Source organism: Stenotrophomonas sp. Steno-Z4 (genome assembly GCF_056393145.1).
Genome location: NZ_JBWJPC010000009.1, coordinates 49,250 through 68,896, shown reverse-complemented (window position 1 = coordinate 68,896; position 19,647 = coordinate 49,250). Strand labels below are relative to the sequence as shown.

Genomic DNA, 19,647 nt, shown 5'->3' with positions numbered 1-19,647 from the left:
GGCAACGGGCGGTTGCACCGCCCGCCCGAATGTCATCCGACCAACGGTCGGCTGCTACCCGCCTGTTTGAAGCGGCGCGTCAGCTTCGCTGACGCACGGCTTCAAACAGGCTGACACCCGCAGCCACCGAGACGTTCAGGCTCTCGATGTCGCCCGGCATCGGGATCTTGACCAGGCCGTCGCAGTTTTCGCGGGTCAGGCGGCGCATGCCGTCGGCTTCGCCGCCCAGCACCAGCGCCACGTTGCCCTTCAGGTCGATCGAATACAGCGAGGTGGTGGCTTCGCCGGCCAGGCCGTAGATCCACACGCCCTGCTTCTGCAGGTCCTTCAGGCAGCGCGACAGGTTGGTCACCGCCACCACCGGGATGCGGTCGGCGGCGCCGGCCGAGGTCTTGCGCACGGTGGCATTGACCGTGGCCGACTTGTCCTTGGGAATGATCACCGCGGTGGCACCGGCGGCCGCCGCGCTGCGCAGGCAGGCGCCCAGGTTGTGCGGGTCCTGCACCTCGTCCAGGATCAGCAGCAGGGCCTTGCCCTCGGCCGCCTCGACCAGGCCTTCCAGCTCGTTCTCACCGTAGGTGCGGGCTGCCTGGTAGCGCGCAGCCACGCCCTGGTGGCGGACCGAACCGCCCACGCCATCCAGCGCCTGGGTGTTCACCTTGCGCACGTCGATGCCCTTGCGGCGTGCGTTTTCCTCGATTTCGGTCAGCCGCGGATTCTTCGCGCTCGCCTCGATGAGCACTTCGCGGACGTTCTCGGCATCGTTCTCGATCGAGGAGGCGACGGCGTTGACGCCGACAATCCACTGGCTTTGCTTGCTCATTGCGGGGGCGGGACCGGTACAGGGGGTGGTAATGGTAGAGCATTGCCGGTCCGGCTGCCGTAGCGCCCGGCCCCTGCCCGGCCGCTCAACGGGGCCAGCGGGGGGTGTCGTGGTCCGGGTGCTGGTGGGAAACCAGCGTGCGCAGGCGCTCTGCGTCGGGGTCGTCTTCCTGCAGGATCACCTCGAGCGCGCCCAGCTGGTCCACGAACGGCAGCTTGGACTCGGTGCCGTACTGCACGGTCGGTGGCAGCCGTTCAGGCTGATCGAACGCGCCGGCGGCCACGGCCATGCCGTCTTCGCCTTCGTAGGTCAGCGGCGTGCCGCAGTCGGCGCAGAAGCCCCGCCGGAAGTGGTTGGAGGACTGGAACCGGCGCGGCTCGCCACGGGTCCACTGGAAATCGGCCCCGCGTACCGAGACCAGCGGGGCGTAGTACGCCCCGAAGGCCTTCTGGCACATCCGGCAGTGGCAGACGGAACGATCCGGCAGGGCGCCGCGGACATGGAAACGGACCGCGCCGCATTGGCAACCGCCGGAGAATTCGGGAACCGGGTTCATGGGGCGCCTCCCCTCAGTATTTCTGCTTCTTCCGCTTGGCCGGCTGGCCGCGGGGCGGCAGCTGGGGTTCTTCGTCGCCCTTCTCTTCCACCAGCCGGAAGTCGATCTTGCGTTCTTCCATGCTGGCCTTGAGCACCAGGATCCGCACACGGTCACCCAGGCGGTAACTGGTGCCACGGCGTTCCCCGCTGAGCGTCTTGCGGGTCGCGTCGAACTGGTAATAGTCGTGCGGCAGCTGGGTGACATGGACCAGGCCGTTGACCTTGGAATCGTCCAGTTCCACGAACAGGCCGAAGCTGGTCACGCCGCTGATCACGCCGTCAAACTGGCCGCCCACGTGCTTTTCCATCCACGCCGCGCGGTAGCGCTCGTCGACCTCGCGCTCGGCCTCGTCGGCCCGGCGCTCGCGTTCGGAGCACTGCAGCGCCAGCGCGGCCATTTCGCGCTGGGTATAGGTGAACTTCTCCAGCGGCTTGCCGCTCAGCGCATGCTTGATCGCACGGTGCACCAGCAGATCCGGGTAACGGCGGATCGGCGAGGTGAAGTGCGCATACGCATCCAGCGCCAGGCCGAAGTGGCCCTGGTTGTCCGGCGAGTACACCGCCAGGCTCTGGCTGCGCAGCAGCACCGATTCGATCAGCGCCGAATCGGGGCGCTCGCGCACCTTCTTGAGCAGCTTGGTGTAATCGCCCGGCTGTACCTTGGACCACAGCGGCAGGCTCAGCTTGAATTCCTTGAGGAACTCCAGCAGGTCCTCGAACTTGGCTTCCGGCGGCTTGGCGTGGTCACGGAACGGGGCCGGCACCTGCTTGTACAGCAGGTAGCGTGCGGCCTGCACGTTGGCCGCGATCATGCATTCCTCGATCAGCTTGTGCGCATCGTTGCGCACCAGCATGCCGGCCTGGGTGACTTCGCCGGTGTTGTCGAGCACGAAGCGAACTTCGGAGGATTCGAACTCGATCGCACCACGACGGGTGCGGGCCTTGGCCAGCACCTTGTAAAGCTGGTGCAGGCGCTCGACCTGCGGCAGCAGCGCGCCGATGGCATTGCGCGCGGCCGGATCGTTTTCGCCCACCGCCTGCCAGACCTGGGTGTAGGTCAGGCGCGCGTGCGAGTTCATCACCGCTTCGTAGAAGCGCGAGTGGATCACTTCGCCGTCGCGGTTCACCTGCATGTCGCAGACGAAGCACATGCGGTCGACCTTGGGCATCAGCGAGCAGATGCCGTTGGACAGCGTCTCGGGCAGCATCGGGACCACGAAGCCGGGGAAGTACACCGAGGTGGCGCGCTTCTGTGCTTCATCGTCCAGCGGCGTGCCGGGACGGACGTAGTTGGAGACGTCTGCGATGGCCACCACCAGGCGGAAGCCTTCGGCGTTGGGTTCGCAGTAGACCGCGTCGTCGAAGTCCTTGGCGTCTTCGCCGTCGATGGTGACCAGCGGCGTGCTGCGCAGGTCGACGCGGTCACCGATCATGGCCGGCTCCACCTGCATCGGCACCGAGGCGGCTTCGTCCAGCACCTGCTGCGGGAACTCGAACGGCAGCTCATGGCCGTGGATCGCGGTTTCCACGATCAGCGAGGCAGTGAGCTTGTCGCCGAGCACGGCGATGATGCGGCCGATCGGCGGGCGACGGGTGTCGGGTGCCTGGGTCAGTTCGCACACCACCAGCTGGCCGTCGCGGGCATCGCCGGTCTGGTCAGGCGGGATCTGCACGTTGCGCTGGATGCGCTTGTCATCGGGCACCACGTAATTGATGCCGAACTCGACGCTGAAGCGGCCAATCAGGCGGGTCATGCCGCGCTCGAGCACGCGGGCGATGCTGCCTTCGCGTCGGCCGCGGCGGTCGATGCCGGTGACGTTGGCCAGCACGCGGTCGCCGTGCATGACCTTGCGCATTTCATACGGCGCCAGGAACAGGTCGTCGCCGCCGTCGACCGGGCGCAGGAAGCCGAACCCTTCGGGGTTGGCGATCACCACGCCGGTGATCAGGTTGGTGGCCTGCACCGGGGCGAAGCCGCCGCGGCGGTTCTGCACGAGCTGGCCGTCGCGCACCATCGCGCCCAGGCGCTTGCCCAGCGCGTCGGCGCGGTCGGGCTCGGTCAGGCCAAGCTGGATGCCGATTTCCTCGGCGGTCTGCGGGCCATCACAGCGGTCCAGCAGCTGCAGGATCGCTTCGCGGCTGGCGATGGGCTGGGCGTAGCGTTCGGCTTCGCGGGCGGCGAAGGGATCGTCCATGCTGCCCACCGGCGCGCTGGGGCGCGGGTTGCGACGGGTCGGAATCGGCGGGCCATCCGGGCGGGGGCCGGAGCGCTTGCCGCCACGGGGAGGTGCGGGGGTACTCATGGACTCGGGCATCCAGGGCGGCAGCTTGCCGGACTTGGCAGCGGCGCGGGACTTGCCCGACGGACCGGCAGCCTGCTTGGGCGCCGGGGACTTGGGGGCTTTTGCGCCCCGGGTCGGTTTCTTTGATTTCATCGACCCCCATGGTACCGCGTGGCGGTGTGCAGAATGGGTCATTGCCGCTGCCCATGCAGGATTGTGAAGAAAATTAACAAAACCGTTGACAACCCCTGCGGACTTGCCCAGAATTCGCCCCCTGAGTCGCCCAGGTGGCGGAATTGGTAGACGCACTAGCTTCAGGTGCTAGCGGGGGCAACTTCGTGGAGGTTCGAGTCCTCTCCTGGGCACCATGACTCAGAAAATGATCAAACCCGCGCAAGCGGGTTTTTTCGTTTCAGGCCTCGGGTGTGTAGTACCGGGCCGACAGCCCTGCCCGCCCCGGGAAGTACTTGAACCAGGGCCGCGCCGCGTCGACCACTGCGGCCACCGCCGGATGCGCCATCACGCGTTCGAAATAGGCGAGCAGGTGAACCTCGGTGCCGGGAACCGGCACATAGGCCACGGCATAGAACAGCGCGGGCGCCGCCGCACAATCGGCCATGCTGAATCCTTCGCCGGCCAGCCACGTGCGGCCTTCGAGCTGGCGGTTCATGGCGGCATAGCTTTCGAGCAGCCGTGACCGGGCAGTCTGCGCTGCATCTTCGCTGCGCCCTCTTTCGGGCTTGAGCTGTTCGGCAGTCAGCGCCTGCATCGGGGTCATCACATAAAAGTCGGAGAACCGGTCCCAGAAGCGCACGGCCAGGGCAGCATCGGCATCAGCAGGAATGAGGCGTGCGCCGCTGGCCAGGTGCTGCTGCACGTATTCGATGATGATGCTGGTCTCGGCAACGGCCCGGCCCCGATCGACCAGCACGGGCATCTTCGCGGCCGGGGAGATGGCGTGGAGCATCGCCCGATCGGCCGGGTCGCCCAGGTTCACCATGCGCTCGTCCAGGGCCACGCCGAGCACGCGGGCGGCAATCAGTACCTTCTGGCAACAGGACGACAGCGGGTGGGCGTGCAGGATCGGCAGTGCCATGGAAACTCCAGGGAGTTGGTGTGGGCCGAGTATGCCAATCGGCGTTCGCGCATGCATTGACAGCCTCCGGCGGCTTCCGCATAATTCGCCCCCTGAGTCGCCCAGATGGCGGAATTGGTAGACGCACTAGCTTCAGGTGCTAGCGGGGGCAACTTCGTGGAGGTTCGAGTCCTCTTCTGGGCACCACGACTCGGTAAATGATCAAACCCGCGCAAGCGGGTTTTTTCGTTTCTGCGGCAGGGATCGCGCAGGAAATTTTCTTCGACATCCTGTTGACACATTCGTGGTTCTCCCGCAAAATTCTCCTCCTGAGTCGCCCAGGTGGCGGAATTGGTAGACGCACTAGCTTCAGGTGCTAGCGGGGGCAACTTCGTGGAGGTTCGAGTCCTCTCCTGGGCACCATGACTCAGTAAATGATCAAACCCGCGAAAGCGGGTTTTTTCGTTTCTATTACTCTCGATTTCATGGTGCCGGGCTGTGCCCGGCTTCATGCATTCTGGCGAACAGCCGGTGACCATCGGTTGGCCTGAGCTTGGCCGGCGGCGGCGGGGGTACGGGGGGCGCCGTGAATCCATCCCTGGAGGCTCTTGCGAAACATCCATGTTTCGCAAAGCCCCCGTACCCCCGCCCCCGCCGACCCTCGACGGTGTGTTGGTGGCCATGGAAGATCAATGGCAGTGCCGATCATTTTCCTGCGTTACCGGACGCGGTGGAGTTCCGTGCCGTCGTTCGGGAACCGACGCTACCGCCAAGTTCGGTCTGCGTACCAGCCGCGTAACCGGCCCCATTCGCCTACCCGCCGCGTAGAGCCACGCCATGCGTGGCTGCTCTTCGTTTCCGCACGCGACCATCTGTCGGGGGAGGCCGGCGGGCAGCCCCTGTAGGGACTGTCAAAAACATGGATGTTTTTGCCAAGCCTACAAGGATGTATTTACGGCGTGTCCCGTAAGGGGCTGCCCGTCGGCCTCCCCAGCTCGGAAGAACTGAAACGCTGCTGTTAGCTGTTCGCTGTTCGCTGTTCGCTGTTCGCCATCAGCAGCACACAACAAAAAACCCCGCTCTTCAGCGGGGTTTTTCGTTTCAGCAGCTCACACCATCAATGCCCGCCGGCAGACGCCGCGCCGGCACCGGCGCCGAACGGCGGCTTGGCCAGCCACAGGAACGCGATGATGGCCAGGAAGATCCAGCCCAGCAGGAAGAAGATGTCGTTGAAGCCCATCTGCGATGCCTGGTGGTTGATGATGTTGTTCAACGCCGCTGCACCATGTTGCAGGTCGCCCTGCCCCATCGCGGCCACCTTCTCCTGCATGCCCGGCGTGTAGCCGGAAATGCTTTCGGTCAGGTGCGCATGGTGTTCCTGCGTACGGCGCGCCCACAGCCACGTGGTCAGCGATGCCGCGAAGCTGCCGCCCAGCGTGCGCAGGAACGTGGCCAGGCCCGAACCTGCCGCGATCTCGCGACCGTCCAGGTCCGACAGCAGGATCTGCAGCACCGGCATGAAGAACAATGCCACGCCGATGCCCATGATCAGCTGCACCCCCGCCACGTGCGCGAAGTCCACCTGCAGGTTGAAGCCCGAACGCAGGAAGCTGGTGAACGACAGGAACACGAACGCGAACGATGCGATCCAGCGCATGTCGAACCGCGATGCGTACTTGCCTACGAACGGCGTCATGATCACCGGCAGGATGCCGATCGGTGCCGTCGCCAGGCCCGCCCAGATCGCCGTGTAGCCCATGTCACGCTGCAGCCACTGCGGGATCAGCAGCGACACGCTGAAGAACGCCGCGTACGCCACCACCATCGCCAGCGTGCCGGCGCGGAAGTTGCGGTGGCGGAACAGCCGCAGGTCGACGATCGGATCCTTGTCGGTCAGTTCCCAGATCAGGAACACCGCCAGCGCCACCACCGAAATGCAGGCCAGCACCACGATCGTCGGCGAACTGAACCAGTCCTCGTCGTTGCCCAGGTCCAGCACCAGCTGCAGCGCACCCACGCCGATGACCAGCGTGATCAGGCCCACGTAGTCCATCTTCGGCTTTTCGATCTGCTCCGGACGGCCCTTCAGCTGGTTGCCCACCACCAGCGCCGCGAAGATGCCCAGCGGCACATTGATCAGGAAGATCCATTCCCAGCTGTAGTTGTCGGTGATCCAGCCGCCCAGGATCGGGCCGCAGATCGGCGCCACCACCGTGATCATCGCCAGCAGCGCCAGCGCCTGCCCGCGTTTCTCGCGGGGGTAGATCGAGACCAGCAGCGACTGCGTGATCGGGTACATCGGACCGGCCACGAAACCCTGCAGCGCACGCGATACCACCAGCATGCCCATGCTCTGCGCCAGGCCGCACAGCAGCGACGCGATCACGAACGACAGCGTGGCCCAGATGAACAGCTTGGTTTCACCGAAGCGGCGGCTCAGCCAGCCGGTCAGCGGCAGCGCGATGGCCGTGCTGACCGCGAACGAGGTGATGACCCAGGTCGCCTGCTGCGAACTGGCGCCGAGGTTGCCGGCGATGGTCGGCAGCGAGACGTTGGCGATGGTGGTGTCGAGCACCTGCATGAACGAGGCCATGGCCAGGCCTGCCGTACACAACGCCACGTTGGCCGGCCGGAACGCGCCGGTCGCACCTGGCGCCGACGGCGCGCCCGGCAGGCCGGGCGCGGCGGGAGCTTGTGCGGACATGGTGGCCTCAGCTTGCCTTTGCCGTGCGCGGCAGGTTGCTCTGGATGATCTCGTGGATCACGTCGTCGGCGCTGTGCAGCTGCTTGGCATACACGTCGGTGTCGAACACCTGGCCCTTGGCCGTGGTGGTCGGCAGCACCGTGCCCTTCTGGTCGCGCAGGCTCACTTCCGCCTTCATCGACAGGCCGATGCGCAGCGGATTGTCGGCCAGCTGCTTGGCATCGATGGCGATGCGCACCGGCACGCGCTGCACGATCTTGATCCAGTTGCCGCTGGCGTTCTGCGCCGGCAGCAGCGAGAACGCCGAACCGGTGCCCAGGCCCAGGCTGTCGATGCGGCCCTTGTACTTCACGTCACCGCCGTACAGGTCCGAGCGCAGCTCCACTTCCTGGCCCAGGCGCATGTGGCGCAGCTGGGTTTCCTTGAAGTTGGCTTCCACCCACATCTGTTCGGTCGGCACCACCGCCATCAGCGCGGTACCCGGCTGCACGCGCTGGCCCACCTGCACCGAGCGACGGGCCACGTAGCCGCTGACCGGCGCGACGATGCCGGCGCGGGCGTTGTTGAGGTAGGCCTGGCGCAGCTGCGCGGCAGCCGCTTCCACGTCCGGCTGGGTGGCGATCACGGTGTCGTCGACCAGCGCGTTGCTGCGCTCGAAGGTTTCGCGCGAGCCGGCCACGGCCGCTTCGGCGGCGGCCAGCTCGTTGCGGGCGTGCGCCAGCTCTTCATCTGAGATGGCGCCGGTGGCGGCCAGGCCCTTGCGGCGGGCGAAGTCTTCGCGGACACGGTTGAGGGTGACCTGGCGCGCGCTCAGTTCGGCCTGCGCGCCTTCCACGCTGCGGTACAGGCCACGGGTCTGGCGCACGGTCCGGGCCAGGTTGGCGCGGGCCTGCTGCAGCGCCACTTCGGTGTCGGCCGGGTCCAGCTGCACCAGCAGCTGGCCGCGCTCGACGCGCATGCCGTCATCGGCGTTGATCGCCACCACGGTACCGGTCACCAGCGGAGTGATCTGGACCTGGTTGCCCTGCACGTAGGCGTCGTCGGTTTCTTCGAACCAGCGGCCGAACATGAAGTACCACAGCGCCGCAGCGGCAAGCAGCAGCACCACGATGGCCAACAGGCCGCGCAGCAGCTTGCCACGGCGGGAAGGGGCTGCCGGTGCGGCAGCAGGAGCGGAAGTCTGGCTCATGGGAGGACTCTCAGGAATGCGTGGATTCGGGGGCGGTGGCGAGCGTGGCGGTGTCGCCGGACGGGGTGAAGCCCCCGCCCAGCGCCTGGCTCAGCCGAACCGAAACAAGGATCTGGCGCGACTGCAGCGACGCCAGCTGCTGCTGCGACTGCAGCAGCTGCGCTTCCACGCTGAGCACGTCCAGGTAGCTGCCGATGCCGGCCTTGTAGCGCTGCTGCGCCAACGCGTGGGCGGCACGCGCGGTACTGACCGCCTGCGCCTGCGAGGCGGCCTGGTCGGCCAGCGAACGCACCGCGTTGACCTGGTCGGCCACCTCACGCAATGCGGTGACCACCGACTGGTTGTAGTCGGCCACGGCCAGGTCGTACTGCGCGTCGGTCTTGTCCAGGTTGGCACGCAGGCGGCCACCGTCGAAGATCGGCAGGCTCAGCGCCGGGCCGATGAAGGCGAAGGTCGAGCCGCTCTTGAGCAGCTGGTCCACTTCGCTGGCGACCACGCCGCCGAGCGCGGTGAGGTTGAGGCTGGGATAGAACTTCGCCTTGGCCGCGTCGATCTCGCGGCCGGCCGCTTCGACCCGCCAGCGTGCGGCGACGATGTCCGGGCGACGACCCAGCAGTTCGCTCGGCAGCACGCCCGGCAGCTGCAGTGCCAGCGGGTTGAGCGGCTGCGGGCGTTCGATCTGCAGGCCACGGTCCGGGCCCTGCCCGACCAGCGCGGCCAGCGCGGTGCGGGCCTCGTCGATCTGCTGCTGCGCGGCCTGCAGCTGCTGCTGCGCGGCCGGAATGCGGGCTTCGGCCTGGCGGGTCTGCAGGTCGCTGTCGATGCCGGCCGCGCGACGCTGGCGGGTCAGGTCAAGCGTCTTCTGCGAGCGGTCCAGCTCTTCGCTGGCCACATCGTGCAGCTGCCAGGCATAGCCGAGCTGCGTGTAGGCTTCGGCAATGCCGGCCGACAGGTTCAGGCGCGCGGCCTGCGCGTCGACGGCCGCGGCATGCCCGCTGTCCACCGCGGCCTCCCACGCAGCACGCTTGCCGCCCCACAGGTCCACCCCGTAGCTGACGCTGAGGTAGGCCTGGCCGCTGCCGGCATAGCTGCCGCCAAGTTCGTCACCCACCATCGATTCGGGCAGGCGCACGCCGGTGTAGCCGCCGGAAGCGGACACGCTGGGCAGGCGGTCGGCATGCGCGGTGCCGATCTGGGCACGCGCCTGGCGCAGGCGCGCATCGGCCGCCTCCAGGCCCGGATTGCGCTGCAGGCCTTCGGCGATCAGGGCGTCCAGCTGCGGGTCGTTCAGCGCCCGCCACCAGTCGGTGGCCGGGAATGCCGACGGGCTCAGGGTGTGGCCGGCCAGGGTGCGCTGGGTCTGCAGGCTGTCGGCGTCGAGCAGCTGGCCGTGCGGTTGCAGGCCGCCGGTGCTGGCACAGGCAGCCAGCGCCAGCGCCAGCACGGACAGCAGCGCCGGCCGCAGCGGGCGCAGCGATGAGGTGCGATCAGGTATGGAAGTCATGGCGTAATCAGAGAGTCGCGGACACGGGTCAACAGGGAAAGCAGCAGCGCGCGCTCGTCGGCGGACAGGTCGCGCATGGCGTCGTCCATCACCGCGTCGCCGCGTTGCTTCAGGCGGGCCCACAGCTGGCGGCCCTCGTCGGTCAGTACGATCTGCAGCGCACGCCGGTCCTGCGCATGCGGTTCACGGCGGACGCAGCCCAGCGCTTCCAGCTTGTCCAGCAGGCGGGTGACCGCGCTGGGCACCTGGTCCAGGGCCTGGGCCAGTTCGTTGGCGGTACAGGGCGCGCGGAACGACAGCACCTTCAGCCCCAGGTAGTGGGTGAAGCCGATATCGAGGTTTTCCTCGGCCATGGAAACGTCCAGCTGGCGCATCAGGCCGTCACGCACCTGGCGCAGCAGCAGGCCCAGGCTGGGCGGCGTGGTATCGGGGCAGATCATCATGGGGACGCACTTTACTTCCGGAAAATATATTTCTCAATGGAAATATTTAATCTGGAAGGAAATGCAGTGTTGCCCCATTCAGGACAACGGCCCGGCCCCGATTCCTTCACATCGCTTGGCATCCCACGCCGCATCCGGATAATCGACCGCCTGCGAGGGCGACAGCCGTCGCCGTCCCTTGCCACAGGTAACAATCCCGCATGACCGATCTAGCCCGCCCCGCTTTCCACGGCTTTGAACAGCTGCCCCTGCGTGAATACGCTGAACGGGCGTACCTGGACTACTCGATGTACGTGGTGCTCGACCGTGCGCTGCCGTTCATCGGCGACGGCCTCAAGCCGGTGCAGCGCCGCATCATCTACGCGATGAGCGAGCTGGGGCTGAACGCCGCCGCCAAGCCGAAGAAGTCCGCGCGTACCGTCGGCGACGTCATTGGTAAGTACCATCCGCACGGCGACAGCGCCTGCTACGAAGCGTTGGTGCTGATGGCCCAGCCGTTCTCGTACCGCTACCCGCTGATCGAAGGCCAGGGCAACTTTGGTTCCACCGACGATCCCAAGTCGTTCGCGGCGATGCGCTACACCGAATCCAAGCTGACCCCGATCGCCGAAGTCCTGCTGGGCGAAATCAACCAGGGCACCACCGACTGGACCCCGAACTTCGACGGCACCCTGGAAGAGCCGACCTGGATGCCGGCACGCCTGCCGCACCTGCTGCTCAACGGCACCACCGGCATTGCCGTCGGCATGGCCACCGACGTACCGCCGCACAACCTCAACGAGATCGTCAGCGCGCTGCTGCACCTGCTGGATGATCCAGAGGCCAGCATCGGCGACCTGCTCGAACACGTGAAGGGCCCGGATTACCCGAGCGCGGCCGAGATCATCACCCCGGCCGCCGACCTGCGCACCATGTACGAAACCGGCTACGGCAGCGTGCGTGCACGCTCGACGTTCTTCAAGGACGGCACCAACATCGTCATCAACGCGCTGCCGTTCCAGGTCTCGCCGTCGAAGGTGATCGAGCAGATCGCGGCGCAGATGCGCGCCAAGAAGCTGCCGTGGCTGGAAGACATCCGCGATGAATCCGACCATGCCAACCCGGTGCGGGTGGTGCTGGTGCCGCGTTCCAACCGCGTCGATGCCGAACAGCTGATGGGCCACCTGTTCGCCACCACCGACCTGGAGCGCAGCTACCGGGTCAACCTCAACGTGATCGGGTTGGACGGGCGTCCGCAGGTGAAGAACCTGAAGATGCTGCTCAGCGAATGGCTGCAGTTCCGCGGTACCACCGTGACCCGCCGCCTCACCCACCGCCTGGAAAAGGTCGAGCGTCGCCTGCACCTGTTGGAAGGCCTGCTGGTGGCGTTCCTCAACCTGGATGAAGTGATCCACATCATCCGCACCGAGGACGAACCCAAGCGGGCGCTGATCGCGCGCTTTGGCCTGAGCGACGACCAGGCCGAATACATCCTGGAAACCAAGCTCAAGCAGCTGGCGCGCCTGGAAGAAATGAAGATCCGCGGCGAGCAGGACGAGCTGGCCAAGGAACGCGACAAGATCCAGTCGATCCTGGACAGCAAGGCCAAGCTGCGCAAGCTGATCCGCGACGAGCTGGTGGCCGATGCGAAGAAGTTCGGCGACGCGCGCCGTTCGCCGCTGGTGCAGCGTGGCGCGGCGCAGGCGATCGACGAAACCGAGCTGGTGCCGAGCGAGCCGATGACCGTGGTGCTGTCCGAAAAGGGCTGGATCCGCGCGGCCAAGGGCCACGACATGGACCCGTCCACCCTGTCCTACCGCGACGGCGATGCCCTGCTGGGTTCGGTGCGTGCGCGCAGCACGCAGCAGGTGGCGTTCCTGGACAGCGAAGGCCGCGCCTACTCCACGCTGGTGCATACCCTGCCCTCGGCACGTGGCAACGGCGAGCCGCTCACCGGCCGCTTCTCGCCGGCGCCGGGCAGTGCCTTCATGACCCTGGCCAGCGGCGAAAACGCCACCCGCTTCGTGCTGGCCTCCACGCATGGCTATGGCTTCGTGACCCGCTTCGAGAACCTGACCGGGCGCAACAAGGCCGGCAAGGCGATGCTCAACCTCACCTCCGGTTCGAAGGTGCTGACCCCGGCCGTGGTCGCCAATCCGGACACCGACCGCATCGTGGCGGTGACCAGCTCGGGCAACCTGCTGGCCATCCCCGCCAGCGACCTGCCGGAACTGGACAAGGGCAAGGGCAACAAGATCATCGAGATCCCCAAGGCCAAGCTGGCCACCGAGCGCGTGGTCGCGGTGGTGGCAGTGGGCCCGGGCAACACGCTGCTGGTGCGCAGCGGGCAGCGCACGATGAACCTGTCGTACAAGGACCTGGAGGCCTACCTCGGCAGCCGCGCCAGCCGCGGGCACCTGCTGCCGCGTGGGTGGCAGAAGGTGGAAGGGTTGTCGGTGGAATGATCGCCCAAGAAAAAACCGGGGATTTCCCCGGTTTTTTTTGTATCCATCGCTGGCTGGCTTGTGGCTGGCTGGCAGTGGGTTCCGCCCGACCCACGGTCGGGCGCTACCGGCACCTCAATGCGCGGCGGTGCCCTTCGCGTCCATCTTGCTGGTCTGGTACAGGGCCAGGCCGATGCGCTTGATCAGGCCCAGCTGCTGTTCCAGCCACCAGGCGTGGTCTTCTTCGGTGTCCTTGAGCTGGACCAGCAGCATGTCGCGGCTCACGTAATCCTGGTGCTGTTCGCACAGCTTCATGCCGGCCGCCAGGTTGTTGCGCACGCTGTATTCAGTGTCCAGGTCCTTCTGCAGCATTTCCTCCACGGTCACGCCCGGCTCGAAGCCGTGCGGACGCATGTCGGGGTTGCCGCCCAGGAACAGGATGCGGCGCAGCAGCGCGTCGGCGTGCTGGGTCTCCTCCTCCATCTCGTGGTTGAGGCGCTCGTACAGCGCGAACAGACCCTGGTCCTCGTAGCGGCGCGAGTGGATGAAGTACTGGTCGCGCGCGGCAAGTTCGCCGCGCAGCAGTTCCTTCAGGCATTCAATGACGTCGGGATGGCCTTTCATTGGGGAGCTCCTGTGAATCGATGGGAGCCATGGTGCCCTATCCCGGATCGCCGTGATCTAATCGGAATCAGTTGCATGCGCAGGCGCAGGTGGGGGTGGCCTGCATGACCTTCTTCGGGGAGAGTGGGATGCGTCGTTGGCTGAAACGGGGTGCGTGGGCGTTCGGGGTGCTGGTCGGGATCGTGGTCGTCGTGATCGGCGTGGCCTGGTTCCTGCTGCGCGGCAGCCTGCCGGCGCTGGAAGGCGAACAGTCCGTGACCGGGTTGCAGGCCAGGGTCAGCGTCAGCCGCGATGCGCTGGGCGTGGTCACCATCGATGCCGGCAGCGAGGCCGATGCGATGCGGGCACTGGGGTTGGTGCATGCGCAGGAGCGCTATTTCGAGATGGACCTGATGCGCCGCGCGGCAGCCGGCGAGCTGTCCGGGCTGTTCGGGTCCGCCGCCGTAGCCACCGACCAGCGCATGCGGGTGCACCGCCTGCGTGCCCGCACCGATGCGCACCTTGCACAGGCACTGGGCGAGCGCACGCAGGTGGTGCAGGCCTACGTGGAAGGCGTCAACCGCGGCCTGGGCAGCCTGCGCGTGCGCCCCTGGCCGTACCTGCTGCTGCGCCAGCAACCGACCGCCTGGACCGCCACCGATTCGGTGCTGGCCGGGCTGGCCATGTACGCGGACCTGCAGGACCCCACCAACGAGAACGAGCTGGCCATGCGCCGGATCCGCGAGGTGGCGCCAGCGGCGCTGTACGCGCTGCTCAGCCACGACGGCAGCGAATGGGATGCGCCCTTGTTTGGCGAGGCGCGTGGGAATGCGCTGTTGCCGCCCGCCGATGCGCTCCAATTGCATAACGACCACCGGTCGTTACCCACCGCACCTGAGGGCACCACCGACCGCGCCGGGCAGGACGTGCATGGCAGCAACAACTTCGCGGTGGCCGGCGCATTGACTGCCGATGGCCGCGCGATCCTCGCCGACGACATGCACCTGGGCCTGCGTGCGCCGAACCTGTGGTTCCGGGTCCGCCTGCGCTACCCCGACCCGGGCGCGCCGGACGGCCAGGTGGATGTCAGCGGCTTCTCGCTGCCCGGGTTGCCGGCGATCGTGGTTGGCAGCAACGGCCATGTGGCCTGGGGCTTCACCAACAGCTACATCGACAACGCCGACTTCATGCCCGTTCCCGCAGGCGCGGAAGGCGTCCAGGTGCACGAAGAGCGCATCCGGGTGGCCGGCGGGGCCGACGTCAGCCTGCGCGTGCGCGAAACCGCGTGGGGCCCGATCCTGCACGAGCGCGCCGATGGCAGCGGCGAAGCGCTGCGCTGGACCGCACAGCTGCCGGGCGCGGTCAGCATGGCGTTCGCCGACATGGCGCGGGCCGGTGACCTCGACGACGCGCTGAAGATCGCCGACCGCGCCGGCATTCCCACCCAGAACCTGTTGCTGGCCGACGCGAAGGGCCGCATCGCCTGGCGGTTGATCGGCGCGCGCCCGGATCGCGCGGCGGACTGCCCGCCCAGCGGCTTCACCACCGTCGCACCGGCCCATTGCGCGCCGTGGGCGATCCGCAGCGACCAGTCGCCCGCCCTGGTAGATCCGCCCGGCCAGCGGCTGTGGACCGCCAACGGCCGCGTGCTGGATGGCGCCGACCTGGCAGTGGCCGGCAACGCCGGCTACGACCTGGGCGCGCGTGGCCGGCAGATCCGCGACGACCTCAACGCGAAGCAGCATTTCAGCGAACGCGACCTGCTGGCGATCCAGCTGGACGACCGCGCGGTATTCCTTGAACGCTGGTGGACCCTGCTGCGGCAGGTGGTCGAATACAGCGATGACCCGGCATTGAAGCGCCTGGAGGCAGCCAGCCGGCAGTGGGAAGGCCACGCGTCGGCCGAGGCGGTGAGCTACCGGATCGCACGCGGCTTCCGCAGCAAGGTGCAGGACATCATCACCACTGCGCTGCTCGCGCCGGCGAAGCAATCGCTGGGCGAAGACTACCTGGAGCCGAAGCTGGCGCAGGTCGAGGGCGTGCTGTGGCCGCTGGTGAGCGAACAGCCCGCGCATCTCCTGCCGGCACCGTACGCGGACTGGAACGCGCTGCTGGCCGATGCGGCGCGGCAGGCGGAGACCGAGCTGGCGGAAAAGGGAGCGGACCTCTCCAGGCGCACCTGGGGCGAGCGCAACACGGCGGCCATCTGCCACCCGATCAGCCGCGCCCTGCCCGCCTTCGCCCGGCCGTGGCTGTGCATGCCGGCCGATGCGCTGCCCGGCGACAGCAACCTGCCACGCGTGCAGGGCCCGTCCTTCGGTGCCTCGCAGCGCATGGTGGTATCGCCCGGCCATGAAGCCGACGGGATCATCCACATGCCCGGCGGCCAGAGCGGCCATCCGCTGTCGCCGTTCTGGGGCGCAGGCCACGAAGATTGGGTGCACGGCAGGCCGACGCCATTCCTGCCGGGCAAGGCGCGTTACACGCTGGTGCTGGAACCCGGCAAGGAAGCGGACTGACAGTCCGCTCTACCCCGTCGCGCACGCCGTCGCGTGTACCGCCATCCGGTGGTTACGCGCGCACCTTCCGGCGCTCCATCCAGCTCAGCAACGGGCCGGTCATGGCGGTGGTCACCAGCGCCATGATCACCAGCACCGCGAACAGGCGGTCGCCGAGGAAGCCCAGCTCGTAGCCCAGGTTGAGCACGATCAGCTCCATCAGGCCGCGCGTGTTCATCAGCGCGCCCAGCTTCCAGGCCTCGTGGTTGCCCATGCCTGCGCTGCGCGCGGCGCTCCAGGTGCCGAACAGCTTGCCCAGCGTGGCCACCGCGATCACCACCGCGCACAGCAGCAGGTCGCTGCCCTGCAGCGCATCGGCGCGCATGCGCAGGCCGGTCATGGCGAAGAACAACGGCAGCAGCAGGGTCACCGCGAACGGCTCGACCCGGGCGATCAACAACCCGCGCAGCTGCGCATTCGACGAGACGGCGACGCCGGCCGCAAACGCGCCGAACAGCGCATGGATGCCCAGCACTTCGGTAACCAGTGCACTGCCCAGCGACAGCAGCAGCATGCCCAGCAGCCAGCGGCCTTCGCTGCCCGGTTGGATGACCTGGCGCGAGAACCACGGTTTGACCACGCCCAGCATCAGCGCGATGAACACCACCACGCACAGCAGGCTCAGGCTGGCCGGCACCCAGCCGGTGGCCTGGGCGGCGGCCACGATCAAGGCCAGCAGGCACCATGCGGTGGCATCGCCGAGCGCCGCGCAGGCAATCGCGGTCTGTCCCAGCGGGGTGTGGGTGATGCCGCGGTCCGCGAGGATCCGCAGCAGCACCGGGAACGCGGTGATGCTCAGCGAAATACCCACGAACAGCGCGAAGGCGGTGAAGCCCACGCCCTGCGGCCCGTGTTCGGGATACAGCCAGATCGCCAGCAGCACGCCCAGCACGAACGGCACGGCAATGCCGGCATGGCTGACGGTGAAGGCGAAACGGCGGCGGCCGCGCAGCCCGCCCAGGTCGAGCTCGGCACCGGCCACCAGCAGGAACATCAGCACGCCCAGCTGGCTGAGCATGCCCAGCGGGCCGAGCGAGCTGGCCGGGAACAGCGCCCCGTGCAGGCCCGGCAGCAGGCTCCCCAGCACCAGCGGACCCATCATCAGGCCGGCGGCCATTTCGCCGATCACCGCCGGCTGGCCCAGCCGCTTCAGCAGCGCGCCCGCGCCCTTGGCGACCACGAGCAGCACCAGCAGCTGCAGCAGGAACAGGCCCAACGGCGAGGCCAGGTGGTGGGCCCAGTCGCTGCCCACCACCGGTTCGGCCTTGGCGGCCACGGCCGGCAGCTCGGGGCCGGCGTAGCGTGCCAGCGCCAGGCCGATGACCAGCGGAATCCCGGCCCAGGCCAGGTAATGCCAACCCCACTTCATCCGCGGCACGCTGCCTCCGGTCTGTACGTCCATGAACATTCCCCAATGCATGAAGGGGGAATGTTACCCGGTAGCGCCGGCCAAGGCTTGCTCATGCACACCGGCAACGGCGCGGCCGGACGGGTCGGCCATGCTCGCGAAACTGGCGTCCCAGGCGATCGCGGCCGGCGACGAACAGGCGATCGACTTGCCGCCGGGCACGGTTTCGGCCGCGGCCTGGGTCGGGAAGTACTGCTCGAACACGTGGCGGTAGTAATACGCCTCCTTGGTCTGCGGCGGGTTGTGCACGAAGCGCTTGTCCGCTGCGGCCATCACCCGGTCGCTGATCTGGGCGTCGGCGTGCGCCTTGAGCCCATCGATCCAGCCATAGCCCACGCCATCGCTGAACTGCTCTTTCTGCCGCCACAGGATCGAATCCGGCAGGTAGCCTTCGAACGCCTCGCGCAGCACCGCTTTCTCGATCCGGCGCGCGCCACCGGCACCCTGCCCGACCATCTTGTGCTTCGCATCGATGCGCATCGCCACGTCGAGGAACTCGCGGTCCAGGAACGGCACGCGCGGCTCCACGCCCCAGGCCATCATCGATTTGTTGGCGCGCAGGCAGTCGTAGTTGTTCAGCGCATCCAGCTTGCGCACCAGTTCTTCGTGGAATTCGCGGGCGTTGGGCGCTTTGTGGAAGTACAGGTAGCCGCCGAAGATTTCGTCGCTGCCCTCACCGGAGAGCACCATCTTTACGCCCATCGCCTTGATCCGTCGCGCCAGCAGGAACATCGGGGTGGAGGCGCGGATGGTGGTGACGTCGTAGGTTTCCACGTGGCGGATCACGTCGGGCAGTGCATCCAGCCCTTCTTCGAAGGTGTACTCGAAACCGTGGTGGACCGTGCCGAGCGCTTCGGCGGCGATGGCAGCGGCGGCCAGGTCGGGCGAGCCCTTCAGACCGATGGCGAACGAATGCAGGCGCGGCCACCAGGCCTCGCTCTGGTCGCCATCTTCGATGCGGTGGCGGGCATAGCGTGCAGCCACGGCGGCTACCAGCGAGGAATCAAGACCGCCGGACAGCAGCACGCCGTAGGGCACGTCGGTCATCAGCTGCCGGTGCACGGCGCGCTCGAACGCTTCACGCAGTGCAACGCGATCAGCGTCCACGCCTTCCACCGCGTCATAGTCGCGCCACGGGCGCTCGTAGTAGCGGGTGAGCGTGTCGGTGGCGCTGTCATACCAGTGGCCGGGCGGGAACTGCGCGGCGTCGGCGCAGGTATCCACCAGCGATTTCAGTTCGGAGGCCACCAGCAGGCGGCCGTCCTTGTCGTGGCCCCAGTACAGCGGCACCACGCCGATCGGATCGCGCGCGATGAGCACGCGCTTCTGGGTCCGATCCCACAGCGCGAACGCAAAGATGCCGTTGAGGCGGTTCAGGTACGACGCCGGGGTATCCTGCTGGTACAGCGCGTTGATCACCTCGCAGTCCGAGCCGGTCTGGAACGCATACGGCTGGGCCAGTTCGGCCTTGAGTTCGCGGTGGTTGTAGATCTCGCCGTTGACCGCCAGGGCCAGGCTGCCGTCCTCGGACAGCAGCGGCTGCGAGCCGCCGGCCGGGTCGACGATGGCCAGCCGCTCATGGACCAGGATGGCACCGTCATCGACGTATACCCCGCTCCAGTCCGGGCCGCGATGGCGCTGGCGTTGCGACAGGTCCAGCGCGTGGCGGCGCAGCGCGGTGAGGTCATCGCCGGCCTGCAGGCCGAACATTCCGAAGATCGAACACATGGGAACAGCTCCTGATGATGGGGGAATACACGTAATGCCTGCATTCGACCGGCCAGAAACAAAAAAACCCGCATCGGCCGATGCGGGTTTTCTGGGGTCCGGGCGTATGTTGCTTGTTCTAGCCCTGGTCGCAGTCCCGCATTGGCCGCGCACGATTATTCGCGCGCAGGTTATTGCGGTTGTTGGTGGTGACGGCGGTGGCCAGGAGCGTGGACATGGATCGACCGTACCGTTGTTCTGGCCGTGGCGCAACTGTTGCGGGCGCAACCGATTCAGCCCCTGACGTGCCCCGTCCCGGATAATCCACGCC

The 19,647-nt window shown here is 67.3% G+C and carries 13 protein-coding genes and 3 tRNA genes; 5 read left to right on the top strand and 11 right to left on the bottom strand.

The window, feature by feature from the left end; genetic code table 11:
* Positions 1 to 79 precede the first annotated feature (79 nt).
* The 3 genes from rlmB to rnr form a co-directional block, all read right to left on the bottom strand.
* A complete protein-coding gene (gene rlmB / locus AC06E7_RS17965; RefSeq protein ID WP_068850558.1) occupies positions 80 to 823 on the bottom strand; it encodes a 23S rRNA (guanosine(2251)-2'-O)-methyltransferase RlmB in 744 nt (247 codons plus the stop codon).
* Positions 824 to 908: 85 nt separating this feature from the next.
* On the bottom strand, positions 909 to 1,379 hold the full coding sequence (locus tag AC06E7_RS17960; protein WP_210132221.1) for a GFA family protein: 471 nt from the start codon (positions 1,377 to 1,379) through the stop codon (positions 909 to 911).
* Positions 1,380 to 1,392: 13 nt separating this feature from the next.
* The gene (rnr, locus tag AC06E7_RS17955; protein ID WP_478065506.1) at positions 1,393 to 3,723 is read right to left on the bottom strand and encodes a ribonuclease R; all 2,331 of its coding nucleotides are present in this window, start codon (positions 3,721 to 3,723) and stop codon (positions 1,393 to 1,395) included.
* A 260-nt stretch (positions 3,724 to 3,983) separates the two neighbouring features.
* Between rnr and AC06E7_RS17950 the strand changes: the two genes are divergently transcribed.
* A tRNA-Leu gene (locus AC06E7_RS17950) sits at positions 3,984 to 4,070 on the top strand.
* Between the two features lie 44 nt (positions 4,071 to 4,114).
* Here AC06E7_RS17950 and AC06E7_RS17945 read toward each other — a convergent pair.
* Positions 4,115 to 4,798 carry a glutathione S-transferase family protein gene (locus AC06E7_RS17945; protein ID WP_478065505.1) on the bottom strand — a complete coding sequence of 228 codons (684 nt, stop codon included), beginning with the start codon at positions 4,796 to 4,798 and terminating at the stop codon, positions 4,115 to 4,117.
* Between the two features lie 99 nt (positions 4,799 to 4,897).
* On the opposite strand from AC06E7_RS17945, the gene AC06E7_RS17940 reads away from it, so the two are divergent.
* A tRNA-Leu gene (locus AC06E7_RS17940) sits at positions 4,898 to 4,984 on the top strand.
* Between the two features lie 129 nt (positions 4,985 to 5,113).
* A tRNA-Leu gene (locus AC06E7_RS17935) sits at positions 5,114 to 5,200 on the top strand.
* Between the two features lie 694 nt (positions 5,201 to 5,894).
* Here the strand turns inward: AC06E7_RS17935 and AC06E7_RS17930 are convergent.
* The 4 genes from AC06E7_RS17930 to AC06E7_RS17915 are packed head-to-tail and all read right to left on the bottom strand — an operon-like array spanning position 5,895 to position 10,614.
* Positions 5,895 to 7,481, bottom strand: a complete 1,587-nt coding sequence (locus AC06E7_RS17930; RefSeq protein ID WP_068850548.1) for a DHA2 family efflux MFS transporter permease subunit — start codon at positions 7,479 to 7,481, stop codon at positions 5,895 to 5,897.
* 7 nt (positions 7,482 to 7,488) lie between these two features.
* Positions 7,489 to 8,670, bottom strand: a complete 1,182-nt coding sequence (gene emrA, locus AC06E7_RS17925; protein WP_095363322.1) for a multidrug efflux MFS transporter periplasmic adaptor subunit EmrA — start codon at positions 8,668 to 8,670, stop codon at positions 7,489 to 7,491.
* Between the two features lie 10 nt (positions 8,671 to 8,680).
* Positions 8,681 to 10,174, bottom strand: coding sequence for an efflux transporter outer membrane subunit (locus tag AC06E7_RS17920; protein WP_478065504.1), 1,494 nt, complete (start codon positions 10,172 to 10,174; stop codon positions 8,681 to 8,683).
* Entirely contained in the window at positions 10,171 to 10,614 is a 444-nt protein-coding gene (locus AC06E7_RS17915) for a MarR family winged helix-turn-helix transcriptional regulator (RefSeq protein ID WP_068854598.1), read from the bottom strand. Before AC06E7_RS17915 ends, AC06E7_RS17920 begins: the two co-directional genes overlap by 4 nt.
* Before the next feature lie 203 nt (positions 10,615 to 10,817).
* Between AC06E7_RS17915 and parC the strand changes: the two genes are divergently transcribed.
* A complete protein-coding gene (gene parC / locus AC06E7_RS17910; protein WP_184127244.1) occupies positions 10,818 to 13,061 on the top strand; it encodes a DNA topoisomerase IV subunit A in 2,244 nt (747 codons plus the stop codon).
* 114 nt (positions 13,062 to 13,175) lie between these two features.
* Here parC and bfr read toward each other — a convergent pair whose 3' ends face one another.
* The gene (gene bfr, locus AC06E7_RS17905) at positions 13,176 to 13,664 is read right to left on the bottom strand and encodes a bacterioferritin (RefSeq protein ID WP_093533183.1); all 489 of its coding nucleotides are present in this window, start codon (positions 13,662 to 13,664) and stop codon (positions 13,176 to 13,178) included.
* 128 nt (positions 13,665 to 13,792) lie between these two features.
* On the opposite strand from bfr, the gene AC06E7_RS17900 reads away from it, so the two are divergent.
* Entirely contained in the window at positions 13,793 to 16,162 is a 2,370-nt protein-coding gene (locus AC06E7_RS17900) for a penicillin acylase family protein (protein WP_478065503.1), read from the top strand.
* Positions 16,163 to 16,214: 52 nt separating this feature from the next.
* Here AC06E7_RS17900 and AC06E7_RS17895 read toward each other — a convergent pair whose 3' ends face one another.
* Both AC06E7_RS17895 and asnB read right to left on the bottom strand, forming a co-directional pair.
* Positions 16,215 to 17,609, bottom strand: a complete 1,395-nt coding sequence (locus AC06E7_RS17895) for a cation:proton antiporter domain-containing protein (protein WP_478065502.1) — start codon at positions 17,607 to 17,609, stop codon at positions 16,215 to 16,217.
* Between the two features lie 24 nt (positions 17,610 to 17,633).
* On the bottom strand, positions 17,634 to 19,337 hold the full coding sequence (gene asnB, locus AC06E7_RS17890) for an asparagine synthase B (protein ID WP_478065501.1): 1,704 nt from the start codon (positions 19,335 to 19,337) through the stop codon (positions 17,634 to 17,636).
* Positions 19,338 to 19,647 lie beyond the last annotated feature (310 nt).

Bases quoted from the DNA above. Each gene is read 5' to 3' on its own strand.
- rlmB (WP_068850558.1), bottom strand. From the start codon at position 823: ATGAGCAAGCAAAGCCAGTGGATTGTCGGCGTCAACGCCGTCGCCTCC.
- AC06E7_RS17960 (WP_210132221.1), bottom strand. From the start codon at position 1,379: ATGAACCCGGTTCCCGAATTCTCCGGCGGTTGCCAATGCGGCGCGGTC.
- rnr (WP_478065506.1), bottom strand. From the start codon at position 3,723: ATGAGTACCCCCGCACCTCCCCGTGGCGGCAAGCGCTCCGGCCCCCGC.
- AC06E7_RS17945 (WP_478065505.1), bottom strand. From the start codon at position 4,798: ATGGCACTGCCGATCCTGCACGCCCACCCGCTGTCGTCCTGTTGCCAG.
- AC06E7_RS17930 (WP_068850548.1), bottom strand. From the start codon at position 7,481: ATGTCCGCACAAGCTCCCGCCGCGCCCGGCCTGCCGGGCGCGCCGTCG.
- emrA (WP_095363322.1), bottom strand. From the start codon at position 8,670: ATGAGCCAGACTTCCGCTCCTGCTGCCGCACCGGCAGCCCCTTCCCGC.
- AC06E7_RS17920 (WP_478065504.1), bottom strand. From the start codon at position 10,174: ATGACTTCCATACCTGATCGCACCTCATCGCTGCGCCCGCTGCGGCCG.
- AC06E7_RS17915 (WP_068854598.1), bottom strand. From the start codon at position 10,614: ATGATCTGCCCCGATACCACGCCGCCCAGCCTGGGCCTGCTGCTGCGC.
- parC (WP_184127244.1), top strand. From the start codon at position 10,818: ATGACCGATCTAGCCCGCCCCGCTTTCCACGGCTTTGAACAGCTGCCC.
- bfr (WP_093533183.1), bottom strand. From the start codon at position 13,664: ATGAAAGGCCATCCCGACGTCATTGAATGCCTGAAGGAACTGCTGCGC.
- AC06E7_RS17900 (WP_478065503.1), top strand. From the start codon at position 13,793: ATGCGTCGTTGGCTGAAACGGGGTGCGTGGGCGTTCGGGGTGCTGGTC.
- AC06E7_RS17895 (WP_478065502.1), bottom strand. From the start codon at position 17,609: ATGTTCATGGACGTACAGACCGGAGGCAGCGTGCCGCGGATGAAGTGG.
- asnB (WP_478065501.1), bottom strand. From the start codon at position 19,337: ATGTGTTCGATCTTCGGAATGTTCGGCCTGCAGGCCGGCGATGACCTC.